The organism is Pusillimonas sp. ANT_WB101 (genome assembly GCF_008369125.1).
Lineage (GTDB): Bacteria > Pseudomonadota > Gammaproteobacteria > Burkholderiales > Burkholderiaceae_B > Allopusillimonas.
Genome location: NZ_VOAY01000003.1, coordinates 707647 through 723011, shown reverse-complemented (window position 1 = coordinate 723011; position 15365 = coordinate 707647). Strand labels below are relative to the sequence as shown.

Sequence of the window (15365 nt, the reverse complement as noted above, 5' to 3'; positions counted from 1 at the left end):
CGATGCAAAGCACCTTGTTCACAATGTGGTCTCATCGACCACTGCCTCATGTGGGCCTTCGGCCCAATAGGCAATAACTGCCAGTATGGCAAGCGTGGCACCAATGGGGATGGCAATGTAGATCCACGAAATTGACATCTCGAGGCTGGGCGTGGTCTGAAACCGCACCCGATACGTCATCTGACCGCCTACCCAGGCAAGAAAGCCAAGAAAGCCCACGCAGATAACGAGAATAACGTGTTCCAGCAGACGCTTGTTACGCGGCCCCAGAAAACCATGAAGCATTTCGACGCTCAGCATGGCGCCGTGCCTAAACGCCAGCGCAATACCCAGCATGACGGTCCAGATCAGCGCTGCGCGTGTCCAGGCTTCGCTCCAGTCGGCAGGCGACTCAAGCACAAAACGGGCGAGCACCTGATAAAAGCCCGCCCCTACCGCCGAAAGCAGCAGCAGTTGGGTAAGCAGGGAGACCAGCCGGAATAGTGTTTTGTCTAGAAATTGGAAAAAAGCCAAGATTGTGTCCTGTTGTGTTCCCACGCGGGTCATAACGCCGTGGTACGGCCTGACCAGCCAGGCGCCGGCAGTAGTGTACCGGACGCCTGGTATAGCGTCTTGAGGGACTTTGCCCGACCGGCGTCGTACGCCCGGTCGGTTGCTGCGCCTGCTGCTTACTGCGTGTTGCGAATGGACTCGACCAGATCTTTACCAAACTTTTTGTAGTACTCAGGGTATACAGGCTCAACCGCCTTCACAAAGGCCTCGTGGTCAACAGTATTAACCTGCATGCCTTCTTTTTTAAGCTGATCAACGCCGTTCTTTTCAATGTCGTCGACATACTGGCGCATGGCGATGGCTGCCTGGTGGCCGGCTTCGTCCATATGCTTTTTCTCATCGTCGGAGAGCTTGTTGTAGGCATCAGGCGACATCAATACCAGAGCCGGGCCATAGACGTGGGCGGTGAGCGACAGGTATTTTTGCAGCTGTGACAGCTTGGCTGACACAATGACTGACAATGGGTTTTCTTGCCCGTCTATGGTGCCTTGTTGCAAGGCGGTGGCAACTTCTGGCCAGGCCATGGGCGTAGCCAGTATGCCCATTTTGCGGAAGGCTGCAATATGAATGGGGTTTTCAGTGGTGCGGATCTTCAGGCCCTTGGCATCTTCGGGCGTATGAACAGGCCGCACATTATTGGTAAGGTGGCGAAAGCCCTGCTCGCCCCAGGCCAGTGCAATAAGGCCGCGCTTTGGAAAGGCTTTGAGCATGTTCTGACCGATGTCGCCATCTAGCACTTTGCGTGCATGGGCCAAGTCACGGAACAAAAACGGTATGTCGAAGACACCGGTTTCAGGCACAAAGTTGAGTGTTGCCCCCGTTGACACAATGGCCACATCAATTGTGCCAAGCTGCAGGCCTTCGATGACTTCGCGCTCGCCGCCCAGGGCACTGTTAGGGAATTGCTCAAGCGTGTATTTGCCGTCCTTTTCGATTGACTTGGCGAACGCCTTGGCGCCGGCACCATAGTGTGAATCAACCGACAACGCATAGGCCATCTTGAGGTTAGTCTGTGCCAGCGCCGGGCCAGCCGCAAACACACCTGCCACTGACAAGGCCAGCATCCACTTTGAAAACTTCGATTTGTGCATCATATCCCCAACACGTAAAAATAAAATTTCAACCCCGGATGATATGCCAGCTGCACCATGAGCGCTCAAAAGCAAAAAGCGACGACAAGGCGCGGCAATGCATAGCAAGCCGAACCCTAAGGTTATACAGGAATACGCACTGGCAGAGTATTGGGGTTTTCTATTGATGGGGCCAGGCTAAGTGACCGGGCCTGACTTTAAACCGACAGCCGCTCTGGGCAGATGTAACGCAGGCTCCGTCTATGCGCGGTGCCTGCTTTCCCCGTACAGAATCGATGCAGCTTGGGTGCAGCCTCGGTGTGGACGGCTGGCACTGAATCAGCACAGCAAGGATGGCGCGCCCGTGCGGGCGTCTGGCACCGCACCGGAGCAGCCCGCACCTGCCGCCGTTAACGTCTAGTCTTCAACGAACCAGGTGTCTTCCGACAGCATAACTTGCTGATGGCCGTATCCGGCGGGCATCATGGGAAAGCAGTTTTCTTGCGCCAGCACCACCACGTCAAGAAAGAAGGGCCCGTCATAGGCCAGGCATTCAGCCAGGGCCGCATCAAGGTCTGCGGGGTTTTCAACACGCGCAGCACCCCAGCCAAACGCTTTGGCAAGCGCCACAAAGTCGGGTATGGACGCGTTATAGCTGTGGCTGTAACGGCCTTCGTGGATAAGCTCTTGCCACTGCCGCACCATGCCCATATGCCCGTTATTGCACAGCACAACCTTGACGGGTGTGCGATGCTGACTGGCGGTGGCCAACTCCTGGATGTTCATGAGAATGGACGCGTCACCGCTTACGCAGACAACGGGCTTGCCGGGGTTGCCGATCTGCGCGCCAATGGCGGCAGGCAGGCCATAACCCATGGTGCCCGCACCGCCTGACGTCAGCCAGCGGTTAGGGCGATTGAATTTAATGTATTGGGCCGCCCACATCTGGTGCTGGCCCACATCGGTGGAAATAATGGCATCAGTGCCCTCAAGCGCATGGTCAACCCGCTGCATGAGGTGTTGCGGCAAGATATGCTCGCTCGATGGATTTACGTTCAGGCATTGTTTGGCACGCCATACCGAAATACGCTGCCACCAGGCATCAAGCTGGCCGTTTTCGCGCGCAACCGGCATCAGTTCTTTGCGCAAGGCACGCAGCATGGGGTAACAGTCGCCTACCAGTGCAACGTCAGCACGCACCACTTTGTTAATGGATGCCGGGTCGATATCGATATGGATTTTGGCCGCGTGTGGGCAAAAGTCAGACAGACGGCCCGTAATGCGGTCATCAAACCGTGCACCCACGCAAACGATAAGATCAGCATGGTGCATGGCCAGGTTGGCCTCAAGCGTACCGTGCATTCCCAGCATACCCAGAAACAGCGGGTCATCGGCCGGGAAGGCGCCCAGGCCCATCAGGGTCAGGGTGCATGGTGCGCCCATATCTTGAACCAATGTCGAAAACGCGTGGCAGGCATCAATGCCTGCATTGATGAGCCCGCCTCCACCATAGAACACAGGCCGCTTGGCACCCGCAATCAGCGCTGCGGCACGCTTTATGGCTGCTTCAACCGCAGGGCCTGTCGTCTCGATAGCCGCCGGCACGTCATCGGCCTCTGCGGCAGTCATGGCGTCATCGGGCACCAGGCCAATCTGGATATCCTTGGGAAAATCCAGCAATACTGGCCCGGGGCGGCCCTGCGTAGTAAGGCGGAACGCTTTGGCCGCCAGACCGACAACATCTTCGGCGCGCCTGATTTGTGCATTCCATTTGGTCACAGGCCTTGAGATGCCAATGGCATCGCATTCCTGAAACGCATCCGTGCCAATGGCACTGGTGGCCACCTGGCCGCTAATGCACAGCACAGGTATGGAATCACACATGGCGTCGAGCAGACCCGTGGTGGTATTGGACATACCCGGCCCTGAGGTGACGACCACTACCCCCGGCTTGCCGGTGGAACGTGCATAGCCCTCGGCCGCATGCACCGCGCCCTGCTCATGCCTAACCAAGACGTGGCGTATACGCGATTCTGAGTACAGCGCATCATAAAGCGGCAGCACCGCACCACCCGGGTAACCGAAAATCGTGTCGACACCATGAGCGACAAGCGTTTCGAGCAAGGCCTGGGCACCATTGCGGCTAAGTGGTTCGGACGAGGCCGCGGCGCTCTGGCGGCTGGGTAGTTCGGTAGTAGTATTCACAGCGTCACACGTAATTTAATAAGATGTCAGGTTGTTCAAGTGTATTCTTTTTCACCACAGGCCGAAGGCACAGCATGAATTCAGAAAAAACCAAGTGGCACAGTGTCAGAAAATCGACCCTGCATGGCAAGGGCGTGTTTGCTGCCGTTGACATTCCGGAAGGCACACAACTACTGGAATACAAGGGCAAGCGCATCACCCCCGAAGAGGCCGATGACATGCACCCCGTCAACCCTGATGACCCGTTTCACACGTTTTTCTTTTCGCTGAGCAACGGCAAGGTCATTGATGGTGGTACGCGGGGCAACGACGCGCGCTGGATCAACCATTCGTGTGCACCCAACTGCGAGGCCCAGGAAAACGAAGCCGGCAGCAAAGTGCATATCGTTGCGCTCGAAGACATTGCCGCCGGCACAGAACTGTTTTATGACTACGGTCTGGTCATGGAAGGGCGCATCACGCGCAAACTAAAAAGCCAATATCAGTGCCTGTGCGGTGCGCCGTCCTGTCGAGGCACCATGCTCGCGCTCCCGCCTGCGCGCAAACAAAAAACCCAGAGCACCAAAGAATAAGGAAGGGCATGTCGGCGCGTATCAGACCCCAGTGCCCTCAGCCCAGATGTGTCCAATAAGAATCGGGGCTCGGGTCTCCGTTGTCTTTAGCCGCGAAGCTTGCCGAGCATTGGGTCAGCCTGCGTTAGTACTGGCGGCAATCTGAGCCAGACATGTTTGCGCATCCCCCTGCACCACATTTGCCGTACACGCAATCATGAGGTTCAGGCTTAGCCCAAAATCTTCAACGGTAAACCCCTGATCGTCGACAATGCGCTGCCTTCCCGCCTCTTGCGCCTTATGTGAGCCTACCTGCCCCACTAATGAGCGGGTTTCATCGGCATAGACCCACACCTCGCGGCCCAGCGCCACGCCATAGCCCACCTCAAACACCGTGCCTGAATCAGGCTCATGCCCGCGAAAGGCATTGAGGTTGGCCATGACGATATCGGCCTCACGAATTAATTGCAGGTTGGCATCGCAAATCCACTGCGCCAGCCCTTTGCCAGTTAAATGAGGCGGTGCGCTGTTATCCAGCGGGTAGAGGCCAGTAAACCCGAATTTTTCACAAAGCCGCTTGAGGTACTCGCCGTGCTCCACGGCATCGGGCCGAAACACGTCAAAACCGGCCAGATAGATTTTTTTCATGGCAGCTTTTCCTTATATACCTTGCACCTGCACGCACGATGCACGCCATACCGGCGATTGGGCAGCCTGGCGCGAGCACGCCCGAAGGTGGGCGAAAAACACACGCTACGCATTGCCACCGACGCGTCCTGCAGGGACGATACATGTAAGCACGAATAGTACAACGGCTAGCTGGAGGTGATCGCTATGGCCTGGCCATTTAACGATATTACTTATTGATTTAAATTCGTAAATAAACGAAAGTAATGCATTACCAGATCGTACATTACCTGACTGCAGGCAAGAACAAAGACCCGTACATAGAATGGCTACACCGCCTGCACGACAACACCACCAAAGTTGCCGTCATCCGGCGCGTCGCGCGAATAGGGCAAGGCAATTTCGGCGATCACAAATACTGCCGCAAAGGGGTCAGGGAACTACGCATCGACACAGGGCCAGGCTATCGAGTCTATTACGCAGTATCTGGCCATCGTGTTGTGCTGCTGTGCAGGGGTGATAAACACACGCAGAGCACTGACATACACAGGGCAATATATTTCTGGAACGACTGGAACCAAAGAGGCAGCAATGAGAAGCAAACCAAATAGCGAAGCCATGGCCGACATGTACCGCAGCGATCCTGCGCTCGCACTCGACGTCATCAATGCCATACTCGAAGACAGCGATCAGGCTGAGCTGTTGTCTGTGCTGCGTCAGCTCGCTCAGGCGTTTGGCGGTGTACAGGCGGTGGCCGAGCAGGCCCATCTAAACCCCACCCAACTGTATCGCACGCTCTCGCCACAGGGTAACCCTGCACTCAGCAGCCTGACAGCCATACTTAAAGCGATGGGGCTGCAACTGGCGGTGCGGCCGTTGGCTACTTCATGCAGCGCCTGATACCGGCTGGCATGCAGGTAATGACAATCGTGGCGCGACGGGCTTGCGACCTGTTTACTTGAACGCCGTCTCGATAAAGCTGCGAAGCTTGCGCGAATGCAGGCGCTCACGCGGCATGTCGCGCAACAGTTCAAGTGCACGAATGCCTATATGCAGGTGCTGCCCCACTTGCGAACGATAAAACTCGCTAGCCATGCCCGGCAGTTTAAGCTCACCATGCAGAGGTTTGTCAGACACACACAGCAACGTGCCATATGGCACTCTAAAACGAAACCCATTGGCGGCAATGGCGGCTGATTCCATGTCCATGGCAATGGCACGAGATTGCGAAAGCTGGCGCACCGGCTCGGCGTTATCGCGCAGCTCCCAGTTACGGTTATCGGTCGATGCCACCGTGCCGGTGCGCATGATTTTTTTCAGTTCCCAACCTTTAAGGCCAGAAACATCTGCCACGGCCTGCTCAAGCGCCACCTGTATTTCGGCCAGCGGCGGCACCGGCACCCAGAGCGGCAGGTCTTCGTCGAGCACGTGATCCTGTCGCACATACCCATGTGCCAGCACGTAATCACCCAGGCGCTGGGTGGTGCGCAGGCCTGCGCAATGACCCAGCATAAGCCACGCAGACGGGCGCAATACTGCCACGTGATCAGTAATGGTTTTGGCGTTGGAGGGGCCAATACCGATGTTGATCAGCGTAATACCCATGTGCTGATCGCGCAGCAAGTGGTATGAGGGCATTTGCGGAATACGCGCCAGCGGCGTCCCAATTGTCTGAGCATCAGCACCTGCCGGAGTGATGACATTGCCCGGTTCTACCAGCGCGGTATAGCCGCCACCGTCGCCACTACGCAATGTGTTCTTGGCCCATTTGCAGAATTCGTCGACGTAAAACTGGTAGTTGGTAAACAGCACAAAATTCTGAAAATGCTGGGGCGCGGTGGCCGTATAGTGCTGTAGCCGATGCAGCGAATAATCAACCCGTGGCGCGGTAAACGGTGCCAGCGGCATGGGTTCGTCACGCTGCCCAAGCCAGGTACCATTGACAATGGCATCATCGGTAACCGCCAGATCAGGCACATCAAAGTAGTCACGCAGCGATTCGCCCAACAAAGAATCGGTGTATACGCTTTCCACATTTTGCTCAGCGTCACCAAACGCAAAATGCAGCGGGATAGGCAGGCTGGACTCACCCACCTCGACCGGAACGCCATGGTTTTTAACGAGCAAGCCTATTTGCTCCAGCAGATAGTCGGCGTACAGCCCTGGCTGCGTAACCGTCGTCGTGTACGTGCCAGGCTCGATGAGGTGGCCGTAGGACAGCCGGCTGTCGACCTCCTGGTAGGTGTCAACCATAATGCGCAGCGCCGGGTAATAAGCCCGCACGCGGCGACGATGCGCCATATCGCCGCTGACATACTTGCCAAAGGCGTCGCGAATAAATGCGGTGTTGCGATCGTAGATTTCGATCAAGCGTGCCACGGCCTCTTTGGGGTCGGTAAAGCTTGCATAGGATACCGCCGGTGGAAGCAGGGCAGAGGACAGAGATTCAGATAAGTCGTTCATGCTTTCTTATAAAAAATTGTTTGCGTTCAATCGTACGCGGTCTTTCCGGCAAAAAACAATGCAACAATCAGAGCCTACCGGGCAACTGTGACAGAATTGCGAGTCACCGTCTGCTCGTTACAGGCATACGATGATCAACTAGCTTACCCTGACCGTCATGACGCCGACTGGTCTGCAAGCCTGGCCCGACAAAATTTTGTTTTAATAGCTGGCATTTAGCCCAGTTTGCCGGAACCTCTACTTGAACGCCATCATTAATGCCGTCTTCCCGCTGTTTGCTCTGATTCTGCTCGGCTATCTGGGGGCACGCAGGCGGCTGCTGGGGCCAGCGGCAGTCGACAGCCTGAACAAATTCGTGGTCTGGATGGCGCTGCCCGCGCTGCTGTTTCAGGCCATGGCACAGATTACCTGGCAAGAAATCAACCAGCCCGGCTATATCGCGGCGTCGGTGCTTTCTATTGCCATTGTGTTCGCGGTGTCGTTTCTGCTGGATCGCGGCCGCGGCGGACGACTGGCCGACCGCAGCCTCGAAGGGCTGGCCGCCTCTTACTCAAACACAGGCTATATGGGCATACCATTGTGCCTCATGGTGTTTGGCGAAGCCAGCCTGCCCGCTGTAGTACTGGCCACCCTGCTAACTGCCTGCGGTCTGTTTGCCTTTTCTATCGTGCTTATCGAGATCGACTTGCAGGGCTCTCCCGGACTGGCACGCACCTTTGCCAAGGTAGGCCGCTCGGTGGCGCTTAACCCATTGGTTATGGCACCCATGCTGGGTTTGCTGGTTGCTGCCTCGGGGTTAACGCTGCCTTCCGGCGTAACCCAGTTCACCACCCTGCTTGGCGCGGCCGCCAGCCCCTGTGCGCTCGTTACCATCGGGCTTTTTCTGGCCCAAGGAGAGCCTACTACGCAGAAATCGGCCGTGTGGCGCATTGTGGCCCTGAAGCTGTTGCTTCATCCGCTAATCGCGTTCGTACTGGCCTATGTGGTGTTCGACATGCCGCCCATGTGGGCGGGCACCGCCGTGCTGGTGGCCGCCCTACCTGTGGGTACTGGCCCGTTCATGCTGGCCAAGCTGTATGACCGCGCACCCGCCACTACCTCAAAAGCCATTTTGCTATCGACCGTGCTCTCGCTAATTAGCGTGTCGGCACTGGTGGCGTGGCTGGGAAACCCCTGACATCATCAACGCCGCAAATCGCTGGCCGCTGCCTTAACGGAAATGACCATGAAGGCGGACACGCACGCTGACATGGCCCCTGCGACTCGAGGGCCTAGCACCGCAAGAAGCCGTATCAGGCGATCTGATCCATGAACAAGGCCAGAGAAACATCGCGTTCGGTTACCCCATTGGCATCATGAGTAGTAAGCGTGACCGTAACGCGGTTGTAGACGTTGGTCCATTCAGGATGATGATCCAGTTTTTCTGCCTGCATCGCCACCTGGGCCATAAAGCCGAAGGCTTCGTTAAAGTTTTTGAAGGTAAACGTTTTTTGAATGGCGTCGCGCCCTTCTATCGCCGACCACCCCTCGAGCAACAACAGGGCCGAAGGCGCGCCAATGAGTTTGAGCTGGTTCTTCATGGTGACAAGTCCTTTGAGGTAAACGCTGCCAAACCCGCATCAGCATTATGTCTGGACCGGGAATTCTGACTTTATAACCAAAGTCTAACCGACTCAATAGGGAGATGCCTACTCTGGTTTCAGAAAGCAGCAGCAGGCAAGTCGCCCTGCCCGCGCAGGCTACCGCACGCACTACACACCCGGGTGGGTACAACGTGGCGGTTCATGCACACTCTGGGTATATAGCGCACCGCGCCGTTCATGCAGGAGGCCAGCATAGCAACCAGGCTTGGAAAATAAAAAAGTGCGGCCGTTTGCTCGGCATTGTAGACATCCGCCTATTATCTGACACCCCATGCGGCGATGGCAGCGCGTTCTTCTTCCGTCATTTTTGTGATGTTGCCCAGTGGCATGTACTGGCTTGCCACAACCTGTTTGATCTGGTCTTCATGCAGCGCGATTTCAGCATCAGTGTCCAGGGATATGCCGGCAGGCGCAGCGGCAATGCCTGCAAACGTTGGTGTGGCCGAGTGACACTCTACACAACGCGCGCCTATAATTTTTTTCACCTGATTAAGCGACATATCTTTTGACTGACCGGCCGCCGCTGCGCCTGTTGCCGCACTCCCAGCGGTGTTTGCCAACGCCGCAGCAGACCCGGCATGCTCTCCGGACGCAGCCGTTGATGACGCCGAAGCGGCCGGGGCGGGTCTTGGCGCAGGTGCTGCGAGCCAGCCGATAATCACCAGCAACACAATACCCACAACGGGGTATGCAATTTGATTCTTGCCCATATGGCGCAATACAAAATACTGTCGGATGACCGCGCCTGCAAAAATGAACAGGCTCATGATGATCCAGGCATACGGGCTGGTGTAGGTAAATGAGTAGTGGTTGCTCAGCATCAGAAACACCACCGGCAGCGTAAAGTAGGTGTTGTGTACCGACCGCTGCTTGCCCAGTTTGCCATCCAGTGGGTTGGGCGCCTTGCCTGCCTTCAGTGCGGCAACCATGCGGCGCTGGCCAGGGATAATCCAGAAAAACACGTTGGCAGACATACAGGTGGCCATTAGTGCACCGGTAATCAGAAAGGCGGCGCGCCCCGGGAATATCTGAACCGTAAGCCAGGCAACAACCACCATCATCACGCCCACGGCCACACTCAGTAGCCCATCACGCTCCATGGTAGGACTGATGCGCTGGCATAGCTGCGAGTACAAAAAATAGCCCACAAGCAGAAAGGCTACGGCCAGCAAACTGGCCTGGCTGCCACTCATGGCAGCCGCCCATTCCCAGGGGCTATTGGGGTTGACCAGGTAAAACGCGGGCTTCATCAAATACATGATGGAAAACAGCGCAAACCCCGACAACCAGGTGGTGTAGGCCTTCCAGAACGACCAGTGCAAGTCATCGGGCAACTCGGCTGGGTTGGTAAGGTATTTCTGGTTATGGTAGAAACCGCCGCCGTGCACCGCCCACATTTCACCAAATACACCCAGCTTTTTGCTGTGCTCACCGCGCGGCGCATGCAGGCTGTTGTCGAGCATGACGAAATAAATCGATTCGCCTATCCAGGCAATGGCAGCGATCACGTGCAGCCAGCGCAACAGAAGATTGCCGTACTCAATAAGAAATGCTTGCATGGGTGTTTCCCGGGTTTGTGTCAGCGAATGCCGTAAGACGGAGCGCCTTAGCTGCCGCGATAGGTAGACCACGTCCAGGGGGTCGCAACCAGTGGGACATGATAGTTTTCATCGGGGTTGGCCACGCCAAAATGCAGGCTTACCTGATCAACAAAGCGTGGTTCGGGTACCCGGACGCCTTTTGCCGCGAAGTAGTCACCGATTTCAAATACCAGTTCGTACGTGCCTTTTTGCAGGGCCTGCCCGGCCAGTAATGGCTCATCGCAGCGGCCATCGTGGTTGGTGCTCACCTGCTTTAGCAATGCACGCTGCCCACCCTCAATGCGATAAAGCGTAATACGAACGTTTTGCGCCGGCACACCGTGCATGGTGTCCAGAACATGGGTAGATAGCTTGCCCATGGTGTCTCCAATAATTGTCAACAATTTATGTTGACGATTCTCAGGCGATCACCAATAATTGTCAACAGTTCATCAAGAGATTCTCACAAAATGTTGTATCTGCATTCCAACTCTGCGTCAGCCGACACGCTGGAAGCCCCAAAAGCTTCGTCGTGGCGCAGCGCTTACGACACCAGCCCGCGCTCAGAGGTTGATCGTGTTTATGACGACATTTTTGATGCCGTCATGGACCGGCGCTTGCTGCCTGGTGCCAAGCTTACCGAAGCCACACTGTGCAAGATATTTTCATGCTCGCGCAACATCGTGCGTATGGCGCTGTCGCAATTGGCCCATGACAAAATCGTGGTCATCGAGCCAAACCGGGGCGCCTTTGTATGGCAGCCCAACGCCAAAGAAACCCGCGACGTGTTTGAAATGCGGCGGGCCATGGAGTGCATGACCCTAGACATGCTGGTCGCCCTGCCCGACATACAGACGCGGCTGCTGCCGCTGTACGACATGGTGGCGCGCGAACGCAAGGCATTTGAGTGCGGTGACCGCATTAGCTGGATACGGCTTTCTAACGCGTTTCACGTTGAGCTGGCCCACCTGCTGGGCAATGACGTGCTTATCGAAATGCTGCACAGCCTGTGCGCTCGCACGACGCTCATCATTGCCTACTACGACACGCCCGGCCAGAGCACATGCTCGTATCTTGAGCACCAAGACATTCTTGACCGCATTGCGCAGGGTGACGCTGCAGGTGCCAAAGCCGCCATGCATCACCATCTCGAAGACTGCGAACACCGCATGAATGATCCCGAAAAAGGCCCGGTAGATCCGTGGCTGGCAATAAGTATTAAACGCTAACGTACCGGAGCCACCATGTCGCCTCAGCATTACCCGCGTGATCTTATCGGCTATGGCCGCAACGTGCCCCATGCCAACTGGCCTGGCAATGCCCGTATTGCTGTGCAGTTTGTGCTCAATTACGAAGAGGGTGGCGAAAACTGCGTGCTGCATGGCGACCCCGCGTCCGAGCAGTTTCTGTCAGAGATTATTGGCGCGGCCGCCTACCCCGCCCGCCATCTGTCCATGGAATCCATCTACGAATACGGATCACGCGCCGGCGTCTGGCGAATTTTGCGCGAATTCGAGGGCCGCGGGCTACCGCTAACAATATTTGCCGTTGGCATGGCACTTGAGCGCAACCCCGAGGCGGCCCAGGCTTTCGTCGAACTGGGCCATGAAATCGCCTGTCATGGCTATCGATGGATACATTACCAAGACACGCCCGAAGACATTGAACGCGAGCACATGCAGCGCTGCATAGAGGTGGTCAGTGCGCTGGTGGGCCACCACCCCGAAGGTTGGTACACCGGCCGCGACAGCCCCAACACCCTGCGTCTGGTCGCCGAAGAAGGCGGTTTTCTGTATGACTCAGACTATTACGGTGATGACCTGCCTTTCTGGGCAAACGTTACGCTGGGTGATGGCAGCAGCAAGCCACAGCTTATCGTGCCCTATACGCTAGACACCAATGACATGCGGTTTGCATCACCGCAGGGGTTTAACAGCGGCGAACAGTTTTTTACCTACCTGCGTGACGCTTTTGACGTGCTGTATGCCGAGGGCAAGCATGCACCCAAGATGATGTCGGTAGGGCTGCACTGCCGCATTACCGGCCGCCCGGGCCGATTTGCGGCCTTGCAACGCTTTCTGGATTACATCCAGCGCCATGATCAGGTGTGGATCCCCACCCGCGCCGATATTGCGCGCCACTGGATCAAGCACCATCCCTGGCAGGGCAACACACAAGGCTAACGCGTTAAACGCCATAGCCAGGCACCCATGTCAGCCCGGCCATGCCCCGATTTCTGTACATACGCCGCCGCCCTACTGGGCGGCACACACCCGGACGAGTGTCCCGCCTTCTTTTACTGGAGCGAGTAAACCATGGCCAAGCCCAATCTTCCCGTCGGAACCGTCGTCGACGCCCCATCTGTAGACCTGCCCGCCTTTGCAACCCGCTATGCCAACCTGGCCTCTGCCGACTTTGGCACGCAGGTTGTGTCGTGTTCTGATGAGTTTTTTGCGGCAGCCGAGCGCATGCTGCAATCGTCCGAGCCTGTATTTATCGTGGGCAAGTTCGATGACAATGGCAAGTGGATGGATGGCTGGGAAACCCGTCGCCGCCGCCATGGCGGGCATGACAGCGCCATTATCCGTCTGGGCCTGCCCGGCGTCATCAAGGGCCTGGACATCAACACCAGCCATTTCACCGGTAACTTCCCGCCCGCCGCTTCGGTGCAGGCATGCAATATCGAAGGAGACCCGGACGACAGCACATCGTGGACCGAAATCGTTCCAGCGCGTTCGCTCAATGGCAATGCACATCATTTTGTTGAGCTGACCGATGACCGTGTGTGGACACACCTGCGTCTGAATATATTCCCTGACGGTGGCGTGGCGCGATTGCGCGTTTATGGCCAGCCTGCCTGCAACTGGGATACCAAGCCTTCCGACCAGCTTTTTGAGGTGTCGGCACTGGCCAATGGCGGCCGCATTGTGGCCTATAACGACGCCCACTTTGGCGTACCGTTTCGCCTCATCATGCCCGGTCGCGGTGTCAACATGGGAGACGGGTGGGAAACCCGGCGCCGTCGCGAACCTGGCTATGACTGGTGCCTTATTGAACTGGGGCATGCAGCCATTGTCGAGAAAATCGAAGTCGATACCGCGCACTTCAAGGGCAATTATCCTGATCGGGTATCCATACAAGCCGCGCGCATGGACGCGTCTACCGACGAGTCGCTGGTAACCCAGGCCATGTTCTGGCCCGAACTGCTGGGCGAACAGAAAACCGATATGCACAAACAGCATTTTTATGAAGGCGAGCAGATCAGCAAGCTCGGGCCTGTTACGCATGTGCGTGTAAACATGTTCCCCGACGGTGGCATTAGCCGCGTGCGTATCTGGGGCAAACTTGCGAGAGAATAATGAATCAGCACACCACGACGGACAATGCCGGCTCTGGCGCTGACAGGCTGACGCCTGACGCCCAGGCCAGTTCCATTACAGGCTGGATAGACACGCATTTTGACGAGCAAGTGGCCTTGCTTCAGAATCTGGTGCGCATTCCCACTGACACGCCTCCTGGCAACACCGCACCGCATGCGGAAGCGGTGGCCACAACGCTGGAATCATGGGGATGGGATGTCGAGCGCCATACCGTGCCTGAGAAGCAGGTGCGCGACTATGGCATGCAAAGCATTACCAACCTGATTGTGCGCCGCCATTACAGTGAGGGCGGCCCCGTCATTGCCCTGAACGCGCACGGCGACGTCGTGCCGCCAGGAGACGGGTGGAGCCAGTCACCGTATGGCGCCAATATTGAAGATGGGCGCCTGTACGGGCGCGCGGCGGCCGTTTCAAAAAGCGATTTCACTACCTATTTGTATGCGGTCAGAGCGCTGGAAGCCAGCCAGTTGCCCTTGCGGGGCACCGTAGAGTTTCACTTTACCTATGATGAAGAGTTTGGGGGCCTGCTGGGGCCAGGCTGGCTGCTTGAGCAAGGTTTGACCAAGCCTGACTATGCACTGTGCGCCAGCTTCAGTTATGAAGTGGTCACGGCCCATAACGGCTGCCTGCAGTTTGAAGTTACCGTCAATGGCAAAGCCACGCATGGCGCCATGCCGCACACCGGGCACGATGCCTTGCAGGCCGCTACTCGGATTCTGCAGGCCGTCTACGCGAAGGCTGCCAGCCTCAAGGCGATCTCTTCAAGCATCCCCGGCATCAGCAGCCCCACCATGATTGTCGGGCACATCGAGGGCGGCACCAATACCAACGTCGTGCCCGGCAAAGTAGTGTTAAAGCTGGACCGCAGGCTTATCCCTGAAGAAGACCCCCAACGGGTGGAAGCTGAGGTACGCGCACTCATCGTCAGCCCGGTGTCGGGCCTGCCCGGTATACATGTTGATATCCGACGGATTCTGCGTGCCAACGCGCTGCGGCCGTTACCAGGCCATGAACGTATGGTGGCCAGTCTGCAAAAACACGCCCGCACGGTATTCGGGGAAGACATCCCGGCTGTGGGTACGCCACTGTATGCCGATGCGCGGCTTTATGGTGAGCATGGCGTGCCCGTCGTCATGTATGGCGCCGGCCCCCGCACGCTGATGGAGTCCAAAGCCAAGCAGGCAGATGAAAATGTGGTGCTTGAGGACTTGCGCGGCGCAACCAAGGTGGTCGCGCTGATGCTGGCAGATCTACTGGTGTAACGCGAGGGGTGAAGGGCGTAGTGTGTAACGCG

The 15365-nt window shown here is 56.9% G+C and carries 16 protein-coding genes; 8 read left to right on the top strand and 8 right to left on the bottom strand.

Annotated elements, in window-relative coordinates:
• Window positions 1-18: 18 nt before the first annotated feature.
• The 3 genes from FQ179_RS16055 to ilvB all read right to left on the bottom strand — a co-directional run bounded on the left by FQ179_RS16055 (window position 19) and on the right by ilvB (window position 3746).
• The gene (locus FQ179_RS16055) at window positions 19-546 is read right to left on the bottom strand and encodes a TRAP transporter small permease (protein ID WP_149398294.1); all 528 of its coding nucleotides are present in this window, start codon (window positions 544-546) and stop codon (window positions 19-21) included.
• Window positions 547-668: 122 nt separating this feature from the next.
• On the bottom strand, window positions 669-1616 hold the full coding sequence (locus FQ179_RS16050) for a TRAP transporter substrate-binding protein (protein ID WP_255475032.1): 948 nt from the start codon (window positions 1614-1616) through the stop codon (window positions 669-671).
• A 423-nt stretch (window positions 1617-2039) separates the two neighbouring features.
• Window positions 2040-3746, bottom strand: a complete 1707-nt coding sequence (gene ilvB / locus FQ179_RS16045; RefSeq protein ID WP_370459889.1) for a biosynthetic-type acetolactate synthase large subunit — start codon at window positions 3744-3746, stop codon at window positions 2040-2042.
• Window positions 3747-3901: 155 nt separating this feature from the next.
• Here ilvB and FQ179_RS16040 point away from each other — a divergent pair, with 155 nt between their 5' ends.
• Window positions 3902-4399, top strand: a complete 498-nt coding sequence (locus FQ179_RS16040) for an SET domain-containing protein (protein ID WP_149398292.1) — start codon at window positions 3902-3904, stop codon at window positions 4397-4399.
• A gap of 114 nt (window positions 4400-4513) precedes the next feature.
• On the opposite strand, the gene FQ179_RS16035 is transcribed toward FQ179_RS16040, so the two are convergent.
• On the bottom strand, window positions 4514-5026 hold the full coding sequence (locus tag FQ179_RS16035; protein WP_149398291.1) for a nucleoside 2-deoxyribosyltransferase: 513 nt from the start codon (window positions 5024-5026) through the stop codon (window positions 4514-4516).
• 245 nt (window positions 5027-5271) lie between these two features.
• On the opposite strand from FQ179_RS16035, the gene FQ179_RS16030 reads away from it, so the two are divergent.
• On the top strand, window positions 5272-5616 hold the full coding sequence (locus FQ179_RS16030) for a type II toxin-antitoxin system RelE/ParE family toxin (protein WP_149398290.1): 345 nt from the start codon (window positions 5272-5274) through the stop codon (window positions 5614-5616).
• Window positions 5597-5905, top strand: coding sequence for a DNA-binding protein (locus FQ179_RS16025; protein WP_149398289.1), 309 nt, complete (start codon window positions 5597-5599; stop codon window positions 5903-5905). Before FQ179_RS16030 ends, FQ179_RS16025 begins: the two co-directional genes overlap by 20 nt.
• A gap of 54 nt (window positions 5906-5959) precedes the next feature.
• On the opposite strand, the gene FQ179_RS16020 is transcribed toward FQ179_RS16025, so the two are convergent.
• Window positions 5960-7468 (bottom strand): AMP nucleosidase, encoded by a 1509-nt coding sequence (locus FQ179_RS16020; protein ID WP_149398288.1) that lies wholly within the window; start codon window positions 7466-7468, stop codon window positions 5960-5962.
• 241 nt (window positions 7469-7709) lie between these two features.
• On the opposite strand from FQ179_RS16020, the gene FQ179_RS16015 reads away from it, so the two are divergent.
• Complete coding sequence (locus tag FQ179_RS16015) at window positions 7710-8645, top strand: AEC family transporter (protein WP_149398287.1); 936 nt, start codon at window positions 7710-7712, stop codon at window positions 8643-8645.
• 115 nt (window positions 8646-8760) lie between these two features.
• Here FQ179_RS16015 and FQ179_RS16010 read toward each other — a convergent pair whose 3' ends face one another.
• The 3 genes from FQ179_RS16010 to uraH all read right to left on the bottom strand — a co-directional run bounded on the left by FQ179_RS16010 (window position 8761) and on the right by uraH (window position 11071).
• Window positions 8761-9048 carry a 4a-hydroxytetrahydrobiopterin dehydratase gene (locus FQ179_RS16010; RefSeq protein WP_149398286.1) on the bottom strand — a complete coding sequence of 96 codons (288 nt, stop codon included), beginning with the start codon at window positions 9046-9048 and terminating at the stop codon, window positions 8761-8763.
• 320 nt (window positions 9049-9368) lie between these two features.
• On the bottom strand, window positions 9369-10670 hold the full coding sequence (locus tag FQ179_RS16005; protein WP_149398285.1) for a urate hydroxylase PuuD: 1302 nt from the start codon (window positions 10668-10670) through the stop codon (window positions 9369-9371).
• Window positions 10671-10717: 47 nt separating this feature from the next.
• Window positions 10718-11071 carry a hydroxyisourate hydrolase gene (gene uraH / locus FQ179_RS16000; protein WP_149398284.1) on the bottom strand — a complete coding sequence of 118 codons (354 nt, stop codon included), beginning with the start codon at window positions 11069-11071 and terminating at the stop codon, window positions 10718-10720.
• Between the two features lie 90 nt (window positions 11072-11161).
• Between uraH and FQ179_RS15995 the strand changes: the two genes are divergently transcribed.
• The 4 genes from FQ179_RS15995 to FQ179_RS15980 all read left to right on the top strand — a co-directional run bounded on the left by FQ179_RS15995 (window position 11162) and on the right by FQ179_RS15980 (window position 15333).
• Complete coding sequence (locus FQ179_RS15995; protein ID WP_149398283.1) at window positions 11162-11920, top strand: GntR family transcriptional regulator; 759 nt, start codon at window positions 11162-11164, stop codon at window positions 11918-11920.
• 15 nt (window positions 11921-11935) lie between these two features.
• Window positions 11936-12874, top strand: a complete 939-nt coding sequence (gene puuE / locus FQ179_RS15990) for an allantoinase PuuE (RefSeq protein WP_149398282.1) — start codon at window positions 11936-11938, stop codon at window positions 12872-12874.
• A gap of 132 nt (window positions 12875-13006) precedes the next feature.
• Entirely contained in the window at window positions 13007-14050 is a 1044-nt protein-coding gene (gene alc / locus FQ179_RS15985; RefSeq protein WP_149398281.1) for an allantoicase, read from the top strand.
• A 47-nt stretch (window positions 14051-14097) separates the two neighbouring features.
• Window positions 14098-15333 (top strand): ArgE/DapE family deacylase, encoded by a 1236-nt coding sequence (locus FQ179_RS15980; protein WP_370459888.1) that lies wholly within the window; start codon window positions 14098-14100, stop codon window positions 15331-15333.
• The last annotated feature ends 32 nt before the right edge of the window (window positions 15334-15365 follow it).